The 22,032-nt window shown below is 60.8% G+C and carries 27 protein-coding genes; 5 read left to right on the forward strand and 22 right to left on the reverse strand.

The features are described 5' to 3' along the window. The 10 genes from JQ624_RS32575 to JQ624_RS32620 all read right to left on the reverse strand — a co-directional run bounded on the left by JQ624_RS32575 (position 1) and on the right by JQ624_RS32620 (position 7,747). Complete coding sequence (locus JQ624_RS32575) at positions 1 to 309, reverse strand: iron-sulfur cluster assembly accessory protein (protein ID WP_212422990.1); 309 nt, start codon at positions 307 to 309, stop codon at positions 1 to 3. A gap of 11 nt (positions 310 to 320) precedes the next feature. After that, the gene (locus JQ624_RS32580) at positions 321 to 545 is read right to left on the reverse strand and encodes a YfhL family 4Fe-4S dicluster ferredoxin (RefSeq protein ID WP_212422991.1); all 225 of its coding nucleotides are present in this window, start codon (positions 543 to 545) and stop codon (positions 321 to 323) included. Positions 546 to 580: 35 nt separating this feature from the next. After that, the gene (gene nifB / locus JQ624_RS32585) at positions 581 to 2,140 is read right to left on the reverse strand and encodes a nitrogenase cofactor biosynthesis protein NifB (RefSeq protein ID WP_212422992.1); all 1,560 of its coding nucleotides are present in this window, start codon (positions 2,138 to 2,140) and stop codon (positions 581 to 583) included. Positions 2,141 to 2,451: 311 nt separating this feature from the next. Continuing rightward, positions 2,452 to 3,321, reverse strand: coding sequence for an SIR2 family protein (locus JQ624_RS32590; protein WP_212422993.1), 870 nt, complete (start codon positions 3,319 to 3,321; stop codon positions 2,452 to 2,454). Beyond that, positions 3,321 to 3,542: a putative nitrogen fixation protein NifT gene (gene nifT / locus JQ624_RS32595; RefSeq protein ID WP_212422994.1), complete on the reverse strand. Its 222-nt coding sequence runs from the start codon at positions 3,540 to 3,542 to the stop codon at positions 3,321 to 3,323. The genes JQ624_RS32590 and nifT overlap by 1 nt, the downstream gene beginning before the upstream one ends. Further along, positions 3,539 to 4,747, reverse strand: a complete 1,209-nt coding sequence (gene nifS / locus JQ624_RS32600; protein ID WP_212422995.1) for a cysteine desulfurase NifS — start codon at positions 4,745 to 4,747, stop codon at positions 3,539 to 3,541. Before nifS ends, nifT begins: the two co-directional genes overlap by 4 nt. Positions 4,748 to 4,759: 12 nt before the next feature. Continuing rightward, positions 4,760 to 5,050, reverse strand: a complete 291-nt coding sequence (locus tag JQ624_RS32605; RefSeq protein WP_212422996.1) for a NifU family protein — start codon at positions 5,048 to 5,050, stop codon at positions 4,760 to 4,762. A 46-nt stretch (positions 5,051 to 5,096) separates the two neighbouring features. Next, positions 5,097 to 5,417: an iron-sulfur cluster assembly accessory protein gene (locus JQ624_RS32610; protein ID WP_212422997.1), complete on the reverse strand. Its 321-nt coding sequence runs from the start codon at positions 5,415 to 5,417 to the stop codon at positions 5,097 to 5,099. Positions 5,418 to 5,535: 118 nt separating this feature from the next. Further along, complete coding sequence (locus JQ624_RS32615) at positions 5,536 to 7,278, reverse strand: ATP-binding protein (protein ID WP_212422998.1); 1,743 nt, start codon at positions 7,276 to 7,278, stop codon at positions 5,536 to 5,538. A 166-nt stretch (positions 7,279 to 7,444) separates the two neighbouring features. Then, positions 7,445 to 7,747, reverse strand: a complete 303-nt coding sequence (locus tag JQ624_RS32620; protein WP_212423021.1) for a hypothetical protein — start codon at positions 7,745 to 7,747, stop codon at positions 7,445 to 7,447. Between the two features lie 248 nt (positions 7,748 to 7,995). On the opposite strand from JQ624_RS32620, the gene JQ624_RS32625 reads away from it, so the two are divergent. Beyond that, positions 7,996 to 8,607, forward strand: a complete 612-nt coding sequence (locus JQ624_RS32625) for a hypothetical protein (RefSeq protein ID WP_212422999.1) — start codon at positions 7,996 to 7,998, stop codon at positions 8,605 to 8,607. Positions 8,608 to 8,622: 15 nt separating this feature from the next. Here JQ624_RS32625 and JQ624_RS32630 read toward each other — a convergent pair whose 3' ends face one another. Beyond that, the gene (locus JQ624_RS32630) at positions 8,623 to 9,027 is read right to left on the reverse strand and encodes a Rieske 2Fe-2S domain-containing protein (RefSeq protein WP_212423022.1); all 405 of its coding nucleotides are present in this window, start codon (positions 9,025 to 9,027) and stop codon (positions 8,623 to 8,625) included. 11 nt (positions 9,028 to 9,038) lie between these two features. Beyond that, entirely contained in the window at positions 9,039 to 10,679 is a 1,641-nt protein-coding gene (locus JQ624_RS32635) for an NAD(P)/FAD-dependent oxidoreductase (RefSeq protein ID WP_212423023.1), read from the reverse strand. A gap of 158 nt (positions 10,680 to 10,837) precedes the next feature. On the opposite strand from JQ624_RS32635, the gene JQ624_RS32640 reads away from it, so the two are divergent. The 4 genes from JQ624_RS32640 to JQ624_RS32655 all read left to right on the forward strand — a co-directional run bounded on the left by JQ624_RS32640 (position 10,838) and on the right by JQ624_RS32655 (position 12,832). Next, positions 10,838 to 11,293: a hypothetical protein gene (locus tag JQ624_RS32640; RefSeq protein WP_212423024.1), complete on the forward strand. Its 456-nt coding sequence runs from the start codon at positions 10,838 to 10,840 to the stop codon at positions 11,291 to 11,293. A gap of 69 nt (positions 11,294 to 11,362) precedes the next feature. After that, positions 11,363 to 12,220: a sulfurtransferase gene (locus JQ624_RS32645; protein ID WP_212423000.1), complete on the forward strand. Its 858-nt coding sequence runs from the start codon at positions 11,363 to 11,365 to the stop codon at positions 12,218 to 12,220. Positions 12,221 to 12,248: 28 nt separating this feature from the next. Further along, positions 12,249 to 12,512 carry a hypothetical protein gene (locus tag JQ624_RS32650; RefSeq protein ID WP_212423001.1) on the forward strand — a complete coding sequence of 88 codons (264 nt, stop codon included), beginning with the start codon at positions 12,249 to 12,251 and terminating at the stop codon, positions 12,510 to 12,512. A 2-nt stretch (positions 12,513 to 12,514) separates the two neighbouring features. Next, on the forward strand, positions 12,515 to 12,832 hold the full coding sequence (locus tag JQ624_RS32655) for a hypothetical protein (protein WP_212423002.1): 318 nt from the start codon (positions 12,515 to 12,517) through the stop codon (positions 12,830 to 12,832). A gap of 50 nt (positions 12,833 to 12,882) precedes the next feature. Here the strand turns inward: JQ624_RS32655 and hspQ are convergent, their stop codons facing one another. The 10 genes from hspQ to nifH all read right to left on the reverse strand — a co-directional run bounded on the left by hspQ (position 12,883) and on the right by nifH (position 22,022). Further along, the gene (hspQ, locus tag JQ624_RS32660) at positions 12,883 to 13,215 is read right to left on the reverse strand and encodes a heat shock protein HspQ (protein WP_212423003.1); all 333 of its coding nucleotides are present in this window, start codon (positions 13,213 to 13,215) and stop codon (positions 12,883 to 12,885) included. A gap of 51 nt (positions 13,216 to 13,266) precedes the next feature. Further along, the gene (fdxB, locus tag JQ624_RS32665; RefSeq protein WP_212423004.1) at positions 13,267 to 13,566 is read right to left on the reverse strand and encodes a ferredoxin III, nif-specific; all 300 of its coding nucleotides are present in this window, start codon (positions 13,564 to 13,566) and stop codon (positions 13,267 to 13,269) included. A 19-nt stretch (positions 13,567 to 13,585) separates the two neighbouring features. Further along, positions 13,586 to 13,786 (reverse strand): CCE_0567 family metalloprotein, encoded by a 201-nt coding sequence (locus JQ624_RS32670; RefSeq protein WP_212423005.1) that lies wholly within the window; start codon positions 13,784 to 13,786, stop codon positions 13,586 to 13,588. An 8-nt stretch (positions 13,787 to 13,794) separates the two neighbouring features. Continuing rightward, positions 13,795 to 14,265 carry a NifX-associated nitrogen fixation protein gene (locus JQ624_RS32675; RefSeq protein ID WP_212423006.1) on the reverse strand — a complete coding sequence of 157 codons (471 nt, stop codon included), beginning with the start codon at positions 14,263 to 14,265 and terminating at the stop codon, positions 13,795 to 13,797. An 8-nt stretch (positions 14,266 to 14,273) separates the two neighbouring features. After that, positions 14,274 to 14,669, reverse strand: a complete 396-nt coding sequence (nifX, locus tag JQ624_RS32680; RefSeq protein ID WP_212423007.1) for a nitrogen fixation protein NifX — start codon at positions 14,667 to 14,669, stop codon at positions 14,274 to 14,276. A 27-nt stretch (positions 14,670 to 14,696) separates the two neighbouring features. Then, positions 14,697 to 16,085 carry a nitrogenase iron-molybdenum cofactor biosynthesis protein NifN gene (gene nifN, locus JQ624_RS32685; protein ID WP_212423008.1) on the reverse strand — a complete coding sequence of 463 codons (1,389 nt, stop codon included), beginning with the start codon at positions 16,083 to 16,085 and terminating at the stop codon, positions 14,697 to 14,699. A gap of 9 nt (positions 16,086 to 16,094) precedes the next feature. Beyond that, positions 16,095 to 17,771, reverse strand: a complete 1,677-nt coding sequence (gene nifE / locus JQ624_RS32690; protein WP_212423009.1) for a nitrogenase iron-molybdenum cofactor biosynthesis protein NifE — start codon at positions 17,769 to 17,771, stop codon at positions 16,095 to 16,097. Between the two features lie 124 nt (positions 17,772 to 17,895). Then, the gene (nifK, locus tag JQ624_RS32695; protein WP_212423010.1) at positions 17,896 to 19,455 is read right to left on the reverse strand and encodes a nitrogenase molybdenum-iron protein subunit beta; all 1,560 of its coding nucleotides are present in this window, start codon (positions 19,453 to 19,455) and stop codon (positions 17,896 to 17,898) included. A gap of 80 nt (positions 19,456 to 19,535) precedes the next feature. Next, the gene (gene nifD, locus JQ624_RS32700; protein ID WP_212423011.1) at positions 19,536 to 21,038 is read right to left on the reverse strand and encodes a nitrogenase molybdenum-iron protein alpha chain; all 1,503 of its coding nucleotides are present in this window, start codon (positions 21,036 to 21,038) and stop codon (positions 19,536 to 19,538) included. Between the two features lie 81 nt (positions 21,039 to 21,119). Further along, positions 21,120 to 22,022 carry a nitrogenase iron protein gene (gene nifH, locus JQ624_RS32705; protein ID WP_212422966.1) on the reverse strand — a complete coding sequence of 301 codons (903 nt, stop codon included), beginning with the start codon at positions 22,020 to 22,022 and terminating at the stop codon, positions 21,120 to 21,122. Positions 22,023 to 22,032 lie beyond the last annotated feature (10 nt).

Below are 22,032 nucleotides of genomic sequence, written 5' to 3' on the forward strand. Positions count from 1 at the left end.
CTAGTGGCTCGAGCAGGAAACGTGCTTCGGATCCTTGAACACCAGTCCGGTCTGCGCCGGCGTGTCGGCGAAATCGATGGTGACCCCGTCGAGCAGAATACGGCTCTCCGCGGGCAGGAAGAGCTTGACGCCATCGCGTTCGACCACGGCCTCGCCGGCCGCAGGCTCCCGGCGGACGCTGATATCGGCCGCCAATCCCGAGCAACCGCCCGGGCTGACGGCAAGCCGGAAACCACTGGATGCGTCGCCGTCGGCACGGATCATCATGCGAATGAATTTCGTCGCCGCCGGCGTAAGGGTGAAGTTCATCGCTCGCTCCTTCAGGCCGGTACCTGGTAGCGCGGAAAGGAATTGTCGATGACGCAGGTGTCGTCGACCGGGCAGACCGCCGCGCATTGCGGGGAATCGAAATGTCCGAGGCATTCGGTGCATTTCTTCGGATCGATCACGAAGGTTCCGTTCTTCTCCGTGATTGCTACGTTGGGGCATTCCGGCTCACACGCCGAGCAACTCGTGCATTGTGAGGATATGATCTTCAGCGCCATCGCTTACTCCTGAGGGCTCATCGAGTTTCGTTTTCTCAGGCCGCGCTAATCAGCGCGCCCTGGCGGATCTCGGCATCGCCGCGCTCGACGTGCTCGATCTCGCCGCTGTTGACCTTGTCGAGATAGGATTTGAACCAGGCGATCGCCGATTTCTCGATGAACTCATGGGCAAACTGATCGACCGGCTCGATGCCTGCCGTCAGCAAATCGGCTTTCGGGCAGCCGCCGATCTTGGCAACGAACACCGCGTGGCAATCGTTGATGGCGCGGATCACCGTTTCAAGGCTTTCTTCGTCGCCGAAGCCACCCTGGCAGTAGAGATCGACGCGGCGGTGACCGACGAATTTCGCGCCTGCGGTCGAGAGCTCGTAGACCTGAAACTCCTTGGCGTGGCCGAAGTGCTCGTTGATCAATCCGGAGCCCTTGGTGGCGACCGCAACCAACAGCTTGATGTCGCTCATTTCGCCGGCGAGCGTCGACAGTTCCTCCTGCTTCGCCGCAACTTTGGCGACGCGCTCCTCTTCCACCTTGGCCTGATAGGCCTTGCGGGTGTCGAGATCGTAGTTGACCTCCATCGCCATGATCTTGTCGGTCGTGAACTCTGCGCTGCGGTCCTCGCCGAGCAGGCCCACGGCGTCGGCCCGGCACTGCCGGCAGTGCCGCATCATGTTCATTTCGCCTTCGCAGCTATCCTGCAGCGCTTTCAATTCCTGCGCCGTCGGACCGCGCTGACCGGTCAGGCCGAATACGGTGCCATGCTCGGGAGCGGAAATCAGCGGCATGATGTTGTGCAGGAACGCGCCGCGCGATTTCACCGCCTTGTTGACTTCGACGAGGTGCTTGTCATTGACACCGGGGATCATCACCGAATTGACCTTGCAGAGAATGCCGCGCTCGGTGAGCATTTCGAGTCCCTGGAGCTGGCGATCGGTCAGGAGCTTCGCGGCTTCGACACCCGTGTAACGCTTGTGTTTCCAGAACACCCAGGGATAAATCTTCGCGCCGATTTCGGGATCGACCATGTTGATGGTGATCGTGACGTGATCGACGTTGAAACCGGCAATGGTGTCGACATGGTCGGGCAGCGCAAGACCGTTGGTCGACAGGCAGAGCTTGATGTCGGGCGCGGTCTTGGCGATCAACTCGAAGGTCTTGAAGGTTTTTTCGGGATTGGCGAGCGGGTCGCCCGGACCTGCGATCCCGAGCACGGTCATCTGCGGAATGGTTGATGCAACCGCCAGCACCTTCTTCGCCGCCTGCTCCGGGGTCAGCTTCTCGCTGACCACGCCGGGCCGCGATTCATTGGCGCAATCGTACTTTCGATTACAGTAATTGCACTGGATGTTGCAGGCCGGCGCTACGGCCACATGCATGCGCGCGTAATGGTGATGGGCTTCCTCGCTGTAGCAGGGATGGTTCTTCACCTTCTCCCAGATCTCGGTCGGCAAATCCCCCTGCCCCGCCGCCGATCCGCAGCTCGCCTTGCCGCTGCCGCCACTGGTGCCGCAACCCTTGTGTTCCGCAATCGCCTGCATCACTTCTCCGACTTTCGCGGCGCTTGGGACGGCGGTACCCTCGTGTATCGAAGCTTGCATGTGCGATCCTCGCTGCTTGCCAAATCCAAAGATTCCGAAACGAATTAGCCGCGAGACAATTAGCAACTCGCGTGCCATCGCCGAGTCAGCGATAACTTCGCAGTATTTCAATGAGTTAAGGAAATGGCGGCGGCTGTCGTGTTGCCAACAGGCGACGACGGAGAGTTTCGAAATATGTTAGAAACGTTACAGACCGGGTATTTGCCGGCGGGATACGGCAAACGGACTGCTCTGGTTGCCGATTGAAAATCGCAGGCAGCTCCGGCGACGTCGCGCCGCCCGAAGCTGGAAGCCATCGCCAAGTGATGCGTTCAGCGGGCCGCAGTCAGAATTTCCACGGCCTCTGCCAGCGGAACGGCGATCGGCGTCAAACCCTGGCTGATCAGGAACCGGAGTTCGTTCTTGCTCAGCGTCTTGGGTTCGACAATCGCATAATGCGTCGCCGCCGACCGCTTGGTGACCTGGCGCGCATAGGTTCGGAGAAGCTGGTCGTTGAAACGACAGCCGATGAAGACAAAACTCCGCTCCGTGCGGCGGTCCTTCACGACGTCCGGAATCGGCGTCTGGATGTCGATTTCCGTCAGCACCTCGACATAATCGGCGTCGGAGATCAGGAAATTCTTCGCCGGCGCGACGCTGCCGTGCGGCTTGTACAGCAAGGTGGCCCAACCGTGTGCCGCCGCGCGATCCGCCTCCATACCGGCGGAGTCGTAAAACCGGTACCAGCGGTCTTCGCCGATGCCGGCGCGGGTGATGCCCTGCACCTCGCCCCAGTCTCTGCGCTCGCCGAGCGCCGCGCGCATGGCGCCGTCATACCAGGTATCGACGATCATCGGCAGGCGCAGCGAGGCCAGATAGCGATGCAGGGCTGTCGGCTCCACCGGCGATGCAAATGCCTCCGACATCAACGCGGTGACGGTAGACCGGTGCTTCATGCTCTCGATATGCTGCGCGGCCGCCCAGGCATTACCCTTGGCGCGCCGAGGCAATGCGACCTTGATCCCGAAGAACGCCGCGAGCGCTTCCGGATTCATCGGGACGGCCGCCTTCGAGAGCTCGGCGGTCCCCGGACCGAGATACGGAATGATCATTCCCGCGCGCAGTCCCGCGGCAACCTGCTTCAGCGACGCCTCGGCGTCGGCATGCGTCATGAAATCTACCTGGGGAACCGGAGCGTTCATCACTCTTCACTTTCCTGGCCGCGTTTGCGGGCATTGACCGTGATGGGAAGCGTGGTCCCCACCGCCATTTCCGGCAGATCGAGCACCCAGCCATTGGCAATACGGATCCAGCCGCCCCACAACGACTCGTGCTCGGATTCCACGATCGGCTCCTCGAGATCCTTCTTCGGCACGTAGATCGAAAGCCCCGTTTCCGGAGAACGGCGAATCATCACTTTCATAGGGTCAGCTCCGTGGATCGGGATGGGTTCGCCGTGATATGCCCGCGCTCCTGCCACAAGGGTGACGACGCCCTCAATTTGGCAACGATCTCCGGCAGCAGATTCAGCACGCAGACAACATCATCGATCGTGTTGTCGCGTGATAGCGAAAACCTGACAGCGCCGCGCAGCGCCGCCAACGGTACATTCATCGCGCGCAGCACGTGCGACGGCTCCATCGAACCGGATGCGCAGGCCGAGCCCAGGGAAGCGGCGATGCCGGCCCGGTTCAAATGATGAATGATGGCTTCGCCTTCGAGATGCTCGAAGGCGATATTGGAGGTGTTCGGCAGCCTGTTCTCTGCATCACCCAACACGATGCAATCGCCGATCTGGAGGATGCCCCGCTCGAGACGGTCGCGCAGGGCGCGAACACGACCCTCTTCGTCCTGCAACTGCGCCAACGCCAGCTCCGCGGCTTTTCCCAATCCGACGATCCCGGGCACATTCTCGGTGCCGCCGCGACGCCGGCGCTCCTGAGGCCCGCCGCGAACCAGCGGACTGAACTTTGTGCCCTTGCGCAGGTAGAGCGCCCCGATACCCTTCGGCCCGTGCAGCTTGTGTCCCGACAGCGACAGCATGTCGATCCCGGTTGCCTTCAGATCGAGCGGGATCTTGCCGACCGCCTGCACCGCATCGGTATGGAACAGCGCGCCAGCCTCATGCGCCATCGCCGCCAGTTGAGTGACCGGAAACAGCGTTCCGGTCTCATTGTTCGCCCACATCACCGACGCGATGGCGGTACGCGGCCCGAGCGCGCTCCGAAAGGCTCCGAGATCGAGCCTGCCTTGCGCATCGACCCCGATGAAATGCGTCTTGATACCGCGTGACGCTGCGAGGTGTTCCACCAGCGAAAGAACAGCGGGGTGCTCGACGGCCGTTGTAACGATCTCGTCGCGTCCGTCCTGCGTCTCGAGCGCCGACAGGATGGCCGCGTTGTTCGATTCGGTGCCGCCCGAGGTGAACACGATTTCGTGGTCGAAGGCCGACCCGAGCAGCGCCTGCAGGCCCTTGCGCGCCTGCTTCACCGCGCCTGCGACTTCACTGCCGAAGGCGTGAGCCGACGAGGCATTCCCGAACTGCTCCGAAAAATACGGCAGCATCGCTGCAACGACGGCAGGGTCCGTGCGCGTCGTCGCGTTGTTGTCTAAATAGATCGGCCGCACGGAACGCCTCTTTCAATGCCGCGCCTTCGCTGCTCCGGCAACCGGGATAAGGCGCACGAACTCGCCGAGCTTTTCCACCAGACGCGCCTGGATGCCCTCGAGCGTGGCGCTGCTCAGTTTGCAGAAGACGCAGGCGCCGGTGAGCTTGACCATGATCTTGCTGCCGTCGATCTCGATCAACTGACAATCGCCGCCGTCCCGCTGCAGGTTCGGGCGGATCTCTTCAATCACCGCCTTGATGATTTCGGCGCGATCCGTCTCCGCGTTCGGTAACTGCTTTGAATGTTCGGTTTCAACCAGCATGATCTTGATTTCTTTCCTTGGGTCAGGCTCACCACCGTCGGTTCGTTCAACCGAACGATTTTCCGCAGGAGCAGCTATTCTTCGCGTTCGGGTTTTCGAAGGTGAAGCCCGATCCCTCAAGGGCAATCACGAAATCGATCGTGGTGCCCGCGAGGTATTCGTGGCTCTTGTTGTCGACGAAGACGCGTACGCCGTCGCGCTCGATCACGGTGTCGTCGGGATCGACCTCGTCGACGAGGCCCAGCATGTATTTGTAGCCGGCGCAGCCGCCCGCCTCGACCATGATGCGCAAGCCATCGACCGGCTTGTTTGCCGTGGAGATCGCGTTGCGTACCGCATTCAGCGCACTATCGGTCAGATTGATCATTGCTCGCCCTCGTTGCTGGGACCGTTGAGCAATGAATTGGCAAGACTTATGCCATACGGCAATTCATTGATAAGGCTACATTTTATGGCCTTCTCGGCTGTCGCCTTTGCAACGCGTGTCAGGTTTCCGACATGGCGACTTTGCGCCGCCGGGTGCGCTCAGGCGCCGAGGGGAGCCCCAGATCGATGCCACGGAATATCGCGCAGCGCTCAAACACCTCCAGGGTCGGAGGCACCTTCCTGTGTTGGCAATATTTGGCGACGAGCTTTGCCAATCCCTTGATGTCGCGGCCCGATGTCCCCGGGAACGTCCCGACCAGGGCGTCGAGCAACGGAGCGTCGACCGCAAGCCCGAATTGCCCGGTCATGACGCTCCATATCTTCCTCCGCGCCTCGTCGTCCGGAGGCATGAACTTGATCAATGCGATGCAGCGCGAGACGATCGCTTCATCGATATCATCGATGCGGTTCGTGGTCAGAAACAGCAAGCCATTGAAATATTCCAGCACGCGCAGGAAGACGCCGACCACGGCGTTCATTGTGATGTCGTCGTCGCGACGCTTGATATAGACGTCGGCTTCGTCGATCAGCATGACCGCGCCCCAGCGCTGCGCCCGCATCAACGCATCCTTCAGCGCGCTTTCCATGGCGGCAACGTTCAATCCGAGCTGGCCGGAATGGACGCGATAAAGCGGCCGCTGGATGATCTCGGCATAGACCTCGGCCGTCAGCGTCTTGCCGACCCCGGGCGGCCCTGCGCACAAAACCGTCGTGCCTCCGGATTTTCCGGCGACGATGTCGTCCATCAGGACATCCATTTCGGCGGTGAGGATGTCGATGAGATCAGTCTGCTCCTCCGGCAGGATCAGCTTTTGTTTCAGGTCGGGCTGATAGGCGTAAGGCGTCATGTCACCGACATGGACCCAAACATGATGGTGTAATTCGAGATGAAACATCAGCATGTAGGGATGCACCGGTATCCTGCAGAACAAGCCCTTCGGAATCGAAGTCCTGGATTGCTCCACCTCGGCTTCGGCATCATAGAGATTGCTCTTGGCAGCCTTTCTCAGATATTGGCCAAGGATATCGCCGGTCACCTCGAGCGTCAGTGCCCGCGTGCTCAGGATGCCTTCATCATTGACGAGGCGCCCCAAACCGCCGCCCGACGACAACACGACCACGTCCTTACGTGACCAGTCCGTATCCCGGTGCGATGAGTTCGGATCTTCGGCAAAGAAGCCGGTGCCGGAGCCGGAGAACTGGTGACCATAGCGGGCTCGCCAAGCGAAATAGCGGCTTTCGGTATCGTCATAGGCAGCGATCAATTCAGGCGTTTCCTTCAGGAACCCCTTTGCCGCAAAGATTTCGGGCACCGTCTTGCCGACGATGTCACCAGCTGAAATCCTGAGCGTCGTCGAGGTGATCGTGCCCTTGGCGTTGGCCTTCAACTCGATAAACACCCGGCCGGTCTCGTCATTCGAAGGCGGCGTATAGTCAAGCCTTGTGACGACGTAGGGCAGAGGCCTGCTGGCAGCGCTTGCCGTGAACATCCAGCCCCGGATCGCATCGGCAACCAAATGGCGCGCGATCGCCGGCAGCAAGGATTCCAGATCCGCTGCCGTGAACCTGACGCTCTGTTCGCTGAAGGCCCTCTGAAGGGTCACGATCTGGGCCGAGCGGACCTGCATATCGGGTCCGGCCTGGTTATAGAGATCCTTCAAAAAGCCGAGTTCGGCATCGGAAAGCTGTCGGAATGCGACCTCCACTCTGTCGCCGAAGCGCAGTTGTTCCTTGAGCGAGGCCAGCCCCGGAAAGCTTGTGACCATCGCTTCGAAGTAAGGCCGCTCAATCTGAAGCTTCATCGCCATTTACCGGTGTAGGGATCAAGGGCCCGAACCGGAGACTTTCGATGCATATCTCGCCGCAGATGACACAGGGTCCGGCCTCGAACGCAACGGAGGGGGCTTACACTCGGGTGAAGCAAAAATCCTGCCGAAGCCGAAAAGCGGTGCATTCCTCACGGAGGACCTAGTGGCGTTCCTGGACACCGTCGTGAACGGCGAACTGCACGTTACCCTGACGCCAGGAGAACGGACCATTCGGGTTGCTCACCTCGATGCCGCGCTCCGGGATCAGCCGGTCGCAGAGCATCACGACAATATCCTGCAACGGCGCGTTGGTGTCGTTTTCCTCGGTCATGCGATCGATCGAGATTTCCCCGCCTTCCATACCGTCCGCTTCGATGTGGACGATAAAGATTTCCTCATGTCCGGCTATCCCATGCGCCGTCACCCTGAAGGTTTCACCCTTGTATTCGAATTCCCGTACCATGTTGGCTCCTCCGATCCAGTTTGTTTGGTTGGTGACGCAATGGTCCATCAGCTCAAGCACTGAGGCGCGGCGATCTTTAGGATCGCCAAAATGCAGGGTCAAGCTTGTGGAGACGACCCGGACGCCGGTGCGAGATCGGCGAGGATAAATTGTCGGCTTTGCGACAAATTCAAACCGGCAGACAATTTGCATTGCAGGGCCGTGCGGCGCCAGATCGCCGGCATTGTATGAAATCGGAGAGGCTTCCCATGACCACGATCGAGATGACCGCGCCGACCATCGAGAAGACTGCCCTTGGCCGGCCCGATCGGGAAGGACGCCTGCTCAACGCCGTGCTCAAGAGTGCGACGAAGAAGCCCGGCCGGTTTGGTTTCCGGGGCGATATCGCTCTCAAATTCCAGGCCCAGGTCGCCGACGAAAAGCGTCCGCCGGAGTTCTCGATCGAGCAGGTTCTGACGATCGCCCAGGACGGCGAAAGCACCATCCCCGTCCTCGCCGGCTACCTGCATTCCTTTGCCTATCTGGACGTGGCATCGGAAGTCCTGGATGGCCTGCTCAGTCCGAGCGGGACTTACTTCATGTTCTGCAACAACATCGATCTGCTGGCGAAATACCGCGTCACCCTTCGCGGCATCACCTTCCATGTTCTGCCCTGCGACGAATCGACCGTCTGGAAGGAAATGATGGACCTGATGAGCATCGACAAGAACGACGTCAAGAAGCTCGATACCGCAGGCAAGCTCGACTACCTTCTCGACGCCGCGGCCGGCTTCGACGGAAAGTATGATGTCATCTCCTTCGAGGACGGCCTGGCCCGGATGGAGCCGGTGAAGAACCGGAACGAAAACCGCCCGGTCTGAACTGCCGGGCCGGGATCACGACTCCTCGCCGGGAACAGCTTCCTCATCCTCGACAAGCGTTACGCCCGTCACGCAGATGTCGTCGTCCAGGACGGTCACCGCCACCGGCGCGAGGCTACGGCCCTTGCAGGGGCCATCCACGCAGATGCCGGTGCCGAGTTCGAACAATGCGCCGTGCTTGCCGCACATCAGACGGATGCCGTTCGGATCCAGAAACTGGTTGCGCTCCCAATCCAGATTGACACCGTCATGCGGGCATTTGTTGACATAGCCGAACACCTGACGGCCCCAGCGAACCACCAGGATGGACCAGGGCCGCGTGGCGCCGTCGTCGCCGACAATCATGAGCTGAAAGCCCCTCGCCTGCTGGCTTGGAATATCGCTCATTCTGCAGATAGCATAGGCCACATCAGCTTCCATCTTGCCCTCGTTCATGACGAAACGCCTGTCATTTTCGTTGCCTGCAAGCGGCGATCGCGCACGTCCGCCTTGGCCAGAAGCAGGCGGTTCGCGGCCAGTGAAAATTCCAGCCACGCTGCGGCGATGTCGCGCATGATTACCTGCGTATACTCCCTGGACAAATGATGCTCGTCCGGAAAATTCGACAGCGCACAGGACGTCCGGTTGAACGCGACGACGTCGTCGAGCACGGACTGCATCAGGTCGCCGAACGGTTGCTGTATCGCCGGCGTCAGCGAGGAGCGGCCACGCTCGACCGTTATAACGTCGATGTCGAAATCGAGACCATCGAGCACCGCAAGCGCGTTGTCGAAGACCTCTTCGATCGCTTCGAGAATGGCGCGTTGCGTGAGTTGCTCATGCTGCTGGGCCGCAAGGCTGCGATGGAGGCGATGGCGATAGCCGTCGAAGGCCGCATCTCCCTGTGCGGCAACCCAGGCTCCGAAGCGGGTGAGGCTCGCAGCGTTGACTGAGCCGGCATTGCCGTCTCCGGCGCTGGAATATGCTGCGCCCTTCTCTTGAGCCGATTTGCGTTTGAGCAAGAGGTCGATCCGCCGCGCCGCCTCCAGCGCACCTTCCAGATAGCCGGCGCCGCGGGATGCGGTTTCCGACCCACCCAGATAGAGCTTTCCGTTCCAATGCACCCGCCGCAGCATCGGATTTGCGATATCGGCATGTTGTTCGGTCTGCGCGGAGGTTCGGTCGAGCGCACTGCAGGTATATGGCTCCGTTGCCCAGTCCTGATAATGCTGCTCACCATGTTCGAGCGCGGACCCGAAGAGCTGTACTATTTGATTGTCGATCAGTAGCGGAAGACCGGCGCTGAAACTTGCGCGCAGTCCAGGTGACAAGGCAAGGAACCCGCCGAGAGCAGCCCTTTCCGGGTCGCAATCGCACGCGTCGAAGATTTCGCCAACCACGGCCTGTCCGTGTGTCACGAAAGCATTTCCGGAATGTCCGGCCTCGCGCCAGTAAGCGCGATCATAAGCGACGACCACCTTGGCCTGTGCTGCCATCCACGTTTGGGCACTACGCATGGCTTCGCGCGTCGCCTCATCGAGACCGGGTTCGAAGCGAACATGCTGTTCCAGCAGCCGCGGGGGAATCGCGAGCACGACGTGACGCGCCCGGAACTCGACCATGGTGTCGCCGGCGGCGAATGTCAGGACGACATGGTCTCCGCGGTCGCCGATGCTGGTCAGCACGTGGTTGAGATGCGACAGGTTCGGCGGCAAATCAGCGGCGAGCAAGTCGACAAGCTGGGCCATGCCACCCTGGAGACGACGGGCGCCTTCGTGAATTGCTTTCCCCTCAATGCGCTCCGGAATCTTTTCGGGATCGTTCAGGTGCAGCACAGAGCCGTCATCGTGCTGGGGAATGTCAGGCAGTCCCAGTTCCGCGACCAAGCTCTTCATCAGAGGCTGCGTGTCCGGCCAGAACCAGGTTGGACCGAGGTCCGCCGTCAGCTCCGATCCGGCGCTCGCAACCGACAGGATGCGGCCGCCCAGCCGTCCCCGCGCCTCGAACAAGGCGGCGGCCCGGCCTTGCCGGTGCAGGCTTCTCGCCAGCACGACGCCACACACCCCACCGCCAATGATCGCCGCGTCCAACATCGACCAGCCTGCAGATCTCGCTACCCAACCCCGGGCTCTGCAAGATTCGCGCAAGATCCGGTCAGGGATGAAGAACTCAGAGATTTGCTCGACTTCCCAAGCAACTGGCACAAAACTTGATAATTCCATACGCGGCGCCCTTGCGTATGGAGATTGGCATGAATGTCACATTGGATTTCGTCAGCTGCACCCTGGATGAGCTGAAAGCGCTGCTCGATGGCGGCACGCTCACGATCTACTCGGTCGCCCGCCCGATCACGGCAGATAAGCCCGTCGAGCGCAGCGGAACGTTGGCAACATTCACCTTTGCCTCACCGGCCTTCGGTGCTGCTTCAGACGGCCTCGAAAGCCCCCTATTCGCCGCAAATCCCGTCGCGGCGAGCAGCGTAGGCACACCGGGATTCGCCCGCGCCCGCAAGGCGGATGGCACTGTAATTGCCGACTTTTCCGCAGGGCCCGGCGATCGCGAGATCAAATTCAGCGAGGTCTCATTTTCGCAAGGCGCACCGGTGAAACTGACTGCGTTCAAGTTCATCGCCGAGGGCGGCTGGCCGGAGCAACCTGAGTATTACGATACCCGCCCACGCACGGGCTATCCGATGCCGACAGCATAACGCCGAATAGCCGGCCAGATGTCTCTTGGGCGACGATTGTCGCGTTTCTGACATGGAGATCATTTCGAGATGAGCTATGCAAATCCTGAAGCGCTGGTAAGCACCGATTGGCTCGCCGAACATCTGACGGACTCCGACGTCAGGATCCTCGATTGTACTTGGCATCACGCTAGTACCAATCTCGATGGACGCACCCAATACCGTGGCCGCCATCTTCCGGGTTCCGTGCATTTTGATATCGATCACCTGGCCGACAAGTCCAACCCGCTTCCGCACATGCTGCCCAGCGCGGCAGACTTTGCAAAGAAGGTCGGACTGCTGGGGATCGGCGACGGCGATCGGGTGGTGGTTTACGACCGCCTGTATGGCGGGGCAGCCGCTGCACGGGCATGGTGGATGTTTCGGGTCTTTGGTTACGACAAGGTCGCCATGCTCAACGGCGGCTACGGCAAATGGACCAAGGAAAAGAAGCCAACCGATATGTCGGCGGTACGGCCGGAACAGAAATCGTTTTCGGCGACCTACAATCCCGCACTGGTGCGCACCTTGGCTGAAATGAGGGAAAACCTGGTGACCGCTGCGGCACAGGTCGTCGACGCGCGCGGGCCCGCCAAATTCGATGGCACCCAGGAAGACGTGTTCCCGTTCAAGAAACTCGGCCACATCCCGAACGCCAAAAATATTCCATGGGCCGATCTGATTGACCCCGAAACCGGCGAGTTCATCACTGCAAACGCACTCGCCGCGCGCTTCGCCGCAGCCGGGATCGATCTTGACCGGCCGATCGTGACGACCTGTGCCTCCGGCATCATCTCCTGTGTGGCAGCACTCGGATTCTATCTGCTCGGATGCAAGAACGTCGCCGTCTATGACGGGTCCTGGGCGGAATGGGGCTTGGTCGAAGATACGCCAGCCGTCGCCGCATGAGAACTCCACCCGATGGGGAGATACGTTCATGAGCGGAGATCCAGCATCGGTCACCTCGATTGCGGAAGGCGAGGAATACGAACTTCTGGCCGGCGAGGATGGCGCCTCGTTCATCCTGCGCTCGAAGGTCGATTTCTCCACTGCGCATTTGCAGGGCGAAGACGCGGCGCGCTTTCGGACCGATTATGAGTCTATCAGGCTGCAATTTCCGGACTGGAAGCCGGACCAGACGCTCGCCCAGCTCTGGGATCAGGGCGGTTACAGTTGGCTCGCATCGCAGGAGGCGAATTGATCATGGCAACGACGCTGGTAAAGACCACGCAAGACGGCCGAAAGCTCGAGGTGATCGGATTGGCGATCTGCCTCAATGGCGAGCTCGAGGCGTTTGAACTGGTCGAAGTCAAGATGCATCCCAACAAGCGTGCGATCTGGACGGTCATGCCCGAAGCCACGCATATGGCAGGCAGGGTGGCGCTGACGCGCGAGGAGGCGGAGATCGTAACCGCCGCCTTCAGACAGGCCGAAGCCGACATTCTCGCCAGCCCCGTGGCCATCAACGAACGCTTCCGGATTGCAGCGATGTGGAAGGCGCGCGAACAAGGTATCGAATAGGCCAGATCCCATGCGCCGGCTGATCGCAGCTCGGACGCTGTCGAACGAGGTCAGTTCATCATCACGTTACGCCGACGATAGCAACCCTTCTCGTCACGCTCGAACAGGCTATCCAGTTGCGGATGACTGACCGGGTCGTCGGACGCATCCGGCATCAGGTTCTGCTCGGAGACGTAGGCGATGCAGGGGTTTTGGCCGCTTTCGGCGAACAAGTAATAGAACGGCTGGTCCTTGCGCGAGCGCGCCTCGACCAGGATCGTCTCATACGTTCCATTGCAGTCGGCAAACTCCGGATCGACATCGAACACGACGCCGCGGAACTGATACATCCGGTGGCGGATGACCTGGCCGATACCGAATTTGGCGATAGCCGTTTTGCTCATGATCGTCCGGTGCTGCGCTCGGCGTTCTCTTCCATCGCCATTGCTGCTCCGTCAGCCCACCGAACCCGGCGCCAGGCCATGGGTCTGGCAATTGGTCGGACAGACCCGGGCGCAGGCGCCGCAGCCGATGCAGGCCCCATCGTCGTTCATCACCATGATCTTCTTCTCGATCTCGTCGTCCTCGTCATCGTCGAGCGCAACGAGTTGGCCATCCTCACTCAAGCCCTTCAGCGTCATCACATCGCGGCCGCAGACCTTGAAGCAGCGGCCGCAGCCAATGCATTTCTTCTCGTCGATTGCGAGCAGATAGGCTGGGTTCCAGTCGCGGCCGTCGCGGGTTGCATTGGTCATGGTTCTAACTGCCCTTGAGCTAGGCCGATTCGAGGCTCTTCAGCGCCGCACGCTTTTGCTCAAGCTCGGCGAACGCATCGTGGGCCCGTTGCGCAACGGTCAGAATGTCCTGCCATTGCAGAGGCAGCTCCTCCGAAAGGTCGTGGAGATCCATCTTTGCCTGCGTCGCTTTCGCGGACAGTTTCTTGATCTCGGCTTTCAGGGTTTCCAGTTCACTCATGGGCCACCTCAATAATCCGCGACGGGTCGGAACTTTTCGATCATCTCGACGCCGGCCTTGACGTACTTGTCGCCTTCCTCGGCGAGCTTGCCGAGATTGTCGAAGCCGAAGCGGTGAACGTCGCGCAACTGCTTGTTGACGACGATGAGCCGGCCCCCGATCAGGACCATGCGGCCAAAGCCTTCATGGCTCATCTTCAGCATCGGCGAGATCATCACGCCGGTCGCGCGCTCGATCGACAAGGCCACCGCGTTGAAAAACAGCTCCATCCGCCAAATGGTCTCCGGATCGGGATCGCCGATAATCGGCAGCGCCCGGCGGGCTTCCTTGTCCAGAATATAGGGTTCGAGCAGGGTGAGATCGCTCTTGCCCTCCCAGGCGCCATGGGTATCCTGGGCTCGCCATATCTTGATGAGCTCCCTCACGAATGGCGCTTCCGCCGCGGGATCGGGAGCGAGCGCTACTGCAACGTCAGACATGGCCATCCCTATTCCTCAAAATCGAGAGTTCGTTCCTGGTCCTTCAACAGCGCCTTGCGCAGCCAGGGCGGCGGCGTGCCTTTCAGGACATCCTCGAGCTTGACCAGGAGATCGGTGATCTCTTCGGGTTGATTGACCTTCATCGGATGAATGTTGTTCGCCACCACCCGCGCCGCGCCGGAGCCGCCGATGGCGGCGACGTAGAGAATGGCGCAGTCCTTGATCGCGTCGATTTTCGGGGCGAGCTTGTCTTCGTTGCCGTCTTCCTTCAGATCGCCCTCGAACTGAACGGCTTCGAGGAAGCGGTGTCCCTGCGGGCCGATCTCGTAGATCGCGATGTTCTTCGCCCAGCCGAAATGGGCGTCGACGCGCTTCAAGTCCTGGGTAGCGAATGCGATTTTCATGGCGTCGTCCTTCCTCTCGTATTTCCGTCAGTGCAGCGAAGCAGCCGGTACGTCGACAGCGGCGCCGACCCCCTCGGTCCGCCACGTATCGGGGGTCGGCTGGCGATTATCCTCGTGGTCGGCGATGACGAGATTGGCGATGTCAAAGATCAGATCGCGGGTGCCGCGGTAGCCGACCGAGAGCTGGTGACCCGCACCGAGCCGGTCGAACATCGGAAAGCCGGCGCGATAGAACGGAATCTTCAGCCGTTCCGCGGCTTGACGGCCGTGCGAATGGGTGATGAGCAGATCGCAGCCGCGGTCTTTTGCGAGGTTCTCGAGATCCTCGAGATCGCCGATCAACACTTCCTCGGTCTTGATCCGCTCCAGCACGGGCGACTGGGTCGTCGTCACCGCGACCGTCACCTTGGCTCCCATCTCGTGCAGCATGCTCGAAAGGTCGAACAACAGATCCGGCTCGGCGCCGATCGCCAGCTTCCTGCCGCCGATATGGAAATGCGCGTCCAGCATGGCGTCGGCCAATTGGCCGCGCTGACGCCGGTATTTCAACGGCACCGGCCGCCCGCTGATCTCGCTCAAGAACACCAGGAATTCGTCATTTGGCGAGAGTCCGCACAGCCGCTCGAACAGCCGGAAAGGCGTTCCGGTCCTCTTTTCCATCGCTTCGGCGGCGCGGCGCATCTGTGCGCCGATCGCAATCGTCCAGGAAGCCTGTCCCATGACCGCGACTTCCTCAACGCCGATGCCGCCGATCGTCGTCGGCACGAACTCGTCGGGAATATGGCCATCGAGCGAGCCGGCGAGATCGGGAAGAAAGGACGGTTCGAGTCCGAAATCTTCCATGATCGTCCTGATCTCGTCGAGGTCGCCCGGCGTGAGATGACAGCCGGGGAGGACATTGACTCGGCTCGGGTCGCGGCGGGCCGCGGCCTTCGGCACTTCGACCAGCACCTCGACCATGCGCGCGACGGTTTTCTCCCAGCCGTCCTGGAATGCATCCTTGAAGTCAGGTGTCGCGACATAGACCATCGGGAATGCCGCGAGCTCCGGATGTTTTTGCCGGATCAACCTGATGTAACCCTCGACGTCGTCCCCCTTGGTTTCGGTGACCCCGGTCGAGCAGATACCGATAATCTCCGGCTTGGTCCGCTTGTGGATGTTGAGAATGGCCTGTTCGACATTCTCATAGCCACCCAGCACGGTCGCGACTTCGCTCATCGCCGTCGTCTGCAGCGGCACGGCTTCCTTGAAATGCCGCACGAACAGGGTCAGTCCAAAGGACGTGCAGCCTTGCGAGCCGTGCAGCAGCGGCATCGATCCCCGCAGCCCCAGGAAAGCAAACGCACCGCCGATCGGCTGGCTCATTTTCAGCGGATTGACCGCGCAAGCCTTCTTCCCAACGGTGACAATCGCCATGGCGCGACCCTACTCCGCTGCCTGCATGACCGGAGCCGCCGACGCCTGCCGCGCCGCCAGGATGTCGTCGATCCGGACCGAGCAAAAGCCGCATCCGCCGGATGCATTGGTGTGCTGCTTGACTTCCTCTGTCGTCGTCAGACCATGCGTCTGGATTGCATCCTCGATGGTGCCGAGATCGACCGTCTTGCAGTTGCAGATCTTCTTGGCGCGTCGGGCCTGTTCCGCGGCCACGGGATCGGCAGCCAGTGCTGCAGCTTCGGCGTCCATTTGCGCGATCGCCCTGGCCTGCCAGTTTTTCGCACTATCCTCCCACGGCGCGGGCCGGCGGAGCTGCTCCCACATCGGATTGAAAAGCGCCTTGTCGATCTCCTCAACCAGCTTCACCATGCCGACATACCCCATATAGGCATGGCTGCGTTCCTGGTTAATATCGAGCCACGGCATCCCCGCCTTCAAGGCGACGAATTGCGACTTGCCGCCCGAGAGCATGATGTCGGCCTTCGCGTCCTTCATCATCTTGTACATTTCACGCGGCGTCATATCGTCGATCATATGGGCGTCCTGGCCCATCAACTCCTTGATCCGCTCCTTGTCCTCTCTGGTGGATTTCTTGACGCTGGTGCCGACCAGTTCGAGACCGGCCTCCTGCAGGGCGGCGACCACCGACCATGACTTGACGCCACCCGTGATCAGCAGAACCTTTTTGCCCTTGAAGCGCGGCTTGTACGGTTCGATGGCGGCCCAGGCCTTTGCCTCTTCACGAGCGATCACCGCTTCCGTTCTCGTCATCAATTCATCGGGCGCGTCGCGTTCGATCAGGAGCCGGGCGATTTCCCGCAATGAATCGCTGCTGTCCTCGATGCCGTAGAACGAGCCCTCGAAGAACGGAATGCCGTAACGCTCCTCCATCTTGCGGGCGACGTTGATCATCGCCTTGGAGCAGACCATCATCGCCGCGCGGGCGCGGTGCGAATAGGCGACTTCGCGATATTTGCCGTCGCCCGAGATGCAGGAGAGAATGCGGATGCCGAGTTCGTCGAGCAGCGGCTTCACCTGCCACAATTCGCCGGAGAGATTGTACTCCCCGATGATGTTGAGGTCGTAAGGCGTGGTGAAATCCGGCTCTTCCGTTCCGATCACATGCTCCAGCAGCGCTTCGCCCGCGAGCTTGTTGCCGAGGTTCTTGGGCCCGACAAAACCCGGCGAGTTGACGGGAATGACCGGCTTGCCGAATTTCTGGCTGGCCGCCTTGCAGACCGCATTGATGTCGTCGCCGATCATGGCGGGAACGCAGGTCTGATAGACGAAGACTGCCGGCGGATTATACTTCTCGATGATTTCCTTGACCGCCTTGTAGAGGCGCTTTTCGCCGCCAAACACGACGTCGGTCTCGTTGATGTCGGTGGTGAAGCCGGTGCGCCAGATATTTGAACCCGAGGATCTGGCGCCGCGGTTGTCCCAGGAGTTTCCCTCGCAGGCGATCGGACCATGGACGAGATGGGCCACATCAGTCAGGGGCTGAAGCGCGATCTTGGCGCCGTCAAAGGCGCAGCCGCCGGCGGCACCGCCGGGCTGCAGCTGCTTGGTGCAGCCCTTTTTTCGCTCGGCCTCCGATTTGTTCGCGTTCTTGCCGCAGCCCGGCTCGTTGAACACATCCTGGATTGTGGCCGACAGCGAACTCATTCGTCTCTCCTATCCACAGAACGGCTTGCCGAAAGGCCGACGACTAATTTTGCCTTCGGTAGATCCGCCTTGCCGCCGGTCCCGGTACACAGGAACGGCGGCAAGGCAGTTGTCGCGACCATCCCTAGCGGATGATGTCGAAGCTGTAGTCGGTCTTCGCGGGAACGTTGGTGTTCCTGTCGATCTCATCGAAGATCTTGTCGAGGATCCACACCAGGACGTTCATCCCGCCTTGGTAACCCCAGACCGGATAGCGGTGATGGTGATGGCGATCGAAGATCGGGAAGCCGATCCGGATCAGCGGCGTGCCGGTGTCGCGTTCCAGATACTTGCCGTAGGTATTTCCAATCACGAAATCGACCGGCTCGGTGAACAGCAGCGAGCGCATGTGCCAGAGATCCTTGCCCGGATAGACGTGGCAATTCTGGCCGAACGGCGAACTATCGAACACCGCCTGCACCTTCTCAGCCCATTGCTTGGTGCCATTGGTTGCCAGCACATGCGTTGGTTCGGCGCCGAGTTCGAGCAGGAATGCCGCGAGCCCAATGCAGAGGTCTGGATCGCCATAGATCGCGAACTTCTTGCCGTGGATATGCGCGCTCGAATCCGCCATCGCGTCGACCAGCCGTCCGCGTTCGCGCGCCAGTTCCTCCGGGATCTCCTTGCCGGAAATCCGCGACAGCGCCATGATGAACTCGTCGGTCGCCGTTACCCCGATCGGATGATTGAACGACACCACTTCCTGGCCGTGTGCGGCGATCAGCGGCAGCGTCTTTTCCGTGGAATAGTGCTGCATCGAGATCGTCGCCTTGGCATGGATCGCGTTGGCCGCATCCTCCAGCGTGGTGCCGCCGTCATACATGCGGAACTCGCCATCGGTCGGCGTGTCGAACACGTCGCTGTTGTCGGCGAGGATGGTGTACTCGATCCCCATCGTCTCGAAGATGCGCTTGACCTCGCGGGTGTTGCCGACGGTGTAGCCGTCGAAGCCGCCGATGAAGTTGATCTTCTCGTTTGGCTGCCGTTCCAGCTTGGGCGCCGTACCGGCCTTGCCGTCCCAGAAATGCTCGATGATGCCCTTCAGTGCGTTGTCATACCCGGTGACATGGCTGCCGACGAAGGCCGGCGTATGCGCGAACGGGACATCGTATTCGTTGGGCACTGAGCCCTTCTCCTTCGCCGTCTTGATGAAGGCGTTGAGGTCGTCGCCGATCACCTCGGCCATGCAGGTGGTGGAAACGGCGATCATCTTCGGCTTGTACATGCTGTAGGTGTTGGCCAAGCCGTCGATCATGTTGTTGAGGCCGCCGAATACCGCAGCATCTTCCGTCATCGACGAAGAAACGCAGGAACTCGGTTCCTTGAAATGCCGCGACAAATGACTGCGATAATAGGCGACGCAGCCCTGCGAACCGTGGACGAAGGGAATGGTCCCTTCGAAGCCCACCGCTGCGAACACGGCGCCGAGCGGCTGGCAGGCCTTGGCGGGGTTGACGGTGAGCGCCTCGCGCGCAAAATTCTTCTCGCGATATTCCGGCGTCTTGGCCCATTCGCGAATGCGCTCCACTTCCGCGGGATCGCGCGGGTTCTCGAACATCTTCTTCTTGTTCGCCAGCATCTGCTGGTATTCCGGACCGCGGAACAGCTCGAAGTGATCGAGCACGTGGTCTGCATTCTGCGTCATGGTGGCACCCTTTTCAAAATTCGTGTGTCGATCCTTGGCTCGCTGGCTCTCCCCGATAGGGGAGAGCCAGCATGAACCGATTACTCCGCCGCCATCAGCGCGGGCTTCGGCGCCGCCTTCCAGGGCGGCGTGGCCTTCTTCCAGATCGGCGAGTTGATGGCCATGTCCATGTCGCGCGCGAAGATCGCGAACCCGTCATAGCCGTGGTAGGGACCGGAGTAGTCCCAGGAGTGCATCTGCCGGAACGGCACACCCATCTTCTGGAACACGTACTTCTCCTTGATGCCCGAGCCGACCAGGTCCGGCTGGACCTTCTCGACGAACTTCTCAAACTCGTATCCGGTCACGTCGTCATAGATCAGCGTGCCGTCCTTGACGTAGTGCTGGGCGGTGCGCTGATAGTCGTCGTTGTGGCCGAACTCGTAGCCGGTTCCGACCACTTCCATGCCGAGGTCTTCATAGGCGCCGATCACGTGGCGCGGCCGAAGTCCGCCGACGAACAGCATCACGGTCTTGCCTTCGAGGCGCGGCCGGTATCTTGCGATCACCGCGTCCATCAGCGGCTGGTACTTGGCAATGACGCGCTCGGCGCCTTCCTTGATCTTGTCGTCGAAGAAGCCCGCGATCTTGCGCAGCGACTCCGCGATCTTGCTCGGCCCGAAGAAGTTGTACTCGCACCACGGAATACCGTACTTCTCTTCCATGTGGCGGGAGATGTAGTTCATCGAACGGTAGCAGTGCAGCACGTTGAGCTTGGCCTTCGGGGTGGCTTCGAGTTCGGCCAGGCTGCCGTCGCCGGACCACTGAGCGATCACTCGCAGGCCCATTTCTTCGAGCAGGATGCGGGACGACCAGGCGTCGCCACCGATATTGTAGTCGCCAATGATGGCGACGTCGTAAGGCGTGGGCTCGAACTTCGGCGGCGAATCCGGCGCGATCTTGTCGAACACCCAGTCGCGGATGGAGTCGTTGGCGATATGGTGACCGAGCGACTGCGACACGCCACGGAAACCTTCACAGCGGACCGGAACGATGGTCTTGCCTTCGTACTCCTTCGATTTCTGCTTGGAAACCGCCTCGATATCGTCACCGATCAGGCCGATCGGGCATTCCGACTGCACCGTGATGCCGTTGTTGAGTGGAAACAGCTCCTGGATTTCGTCCATGATCTTGGCGAGCTTCTTGTCGCCGCCGAAGACGATGTCCTTCTCCTGGAAATCCGAGGTGAACTGCATCGTCACGAAGGTGTCGATGCCGGTGGTGCCGATGTAATAATTGCGTCGTGCCGCCCAGGAGTATTGGCCGCAACCCACCGGGCCGTGGCTGATATGGATCATGTCCTTGATCGGACCCCACACCACGCCTTTGGAGCCGGCATAGGCACAGCCGCGGATCGTCATCACGCCTGGAACCGACTTGATGTTCGACTTCACGCCGCAGTCGGATTTGCCGGCTTCGTGTACGTTCAAATGCTTGGCGCGGCGCTTGGCGGTCTTTTCCGGATAGACCTTCAATACTTCTTCGATCAGTTCCTTGTTGCGAGCCTTGATCTCTGCAACGCTCTGCGTCTGGGCTAAACTCATTTCGGTTTTCCTCGCTTTATCCGTTTGCGATGCTTGGTCCGGCCCTTCCCCAGAGGGGCCGGAAATGAGCGATTGGTGAACTCAGGCCGCGGCGATCGCCGCTTCGGCGGCGAGCTCGGCGGCGGTCTTGCCGACGATGGCCTCGTCGACCGGCTTCATGATGCCGTGCTCCATCAGCATGTCCTCGAGTTCGTCCATGGTGATCGGGGTCGGGATGATGCCTTTGCCGCCATTGTTGTGGATCTTTTCGGCGAGGCTGCGGTAGTGGCCGGCCTGCACCGAGTCGGGCGCATATTCCAGCACCGTCATGCGGCGCAGCTCGGCGTGCTGCACGATGTTGTCGCGCGGCACGAAGTAGATCAGCTGGGTGCCGAGCTTCTTGGCCATCGCTTCCGCAAGCTCGAGCTCCTTGTCGGTCTGGCGCTCGTTGCAGACCAGGCCGCCCAGGCGTACGCCGCCCGAATTGGCGTATTTCAGAATGCCCTTGGAGATGTTGTTGGCGGCGTACATCGCCATCATCTCACCCGACATCACGATGTAGATTTCCTGCGCCTTGTTCTCGCGGATCGGCATCGCAAAGCCGCCGCACACGACGTCGCCGAGCACGTCGTAGGAGACGTAGTCGATGTCTTCATAGGCGCCGTTTTCCTCGAGGAAGTTGATCGAGGTGATGACGCCGCGGCCGGCGCAGCCGACGCCGGGCTCCGGACCGCCGGACTCGACGCAGCGGATGTCGCGGTAGCCGACCTTCATGACCTCTTCGATCTCGAGGTCCTCGACGCTGCCGGCGGCAGCCGCCAGGCTGAGGATGGTGTCCTGCGCCTTGGCGTGCAGGATCAGCCGGGTCGAGTCCGCCTTCGGATCGCAGCCGACGATCAGGATCTTGTGACCCATCTCGGCCAGCGCCGCCAGCGTGTTCTGCGAGGTCGTCGACTTGCCGATGCCGCCTTTGCCGTAAAACGCGATTTGTCGTAGTGCAGCCATTTTGTTCTCC

The sequence above is a fragment of the Bradyrhizobium sp. AUGA SZCCT0283 genome, assembly GCF_018130385.1.
In the GTDB taxonomy this organism is placed as follows: Bacteria; Pseudomonadota; Alphaproteobacteria; order Rhizobiales; family Xanthobacteraceae; genus Bradyrhizobium.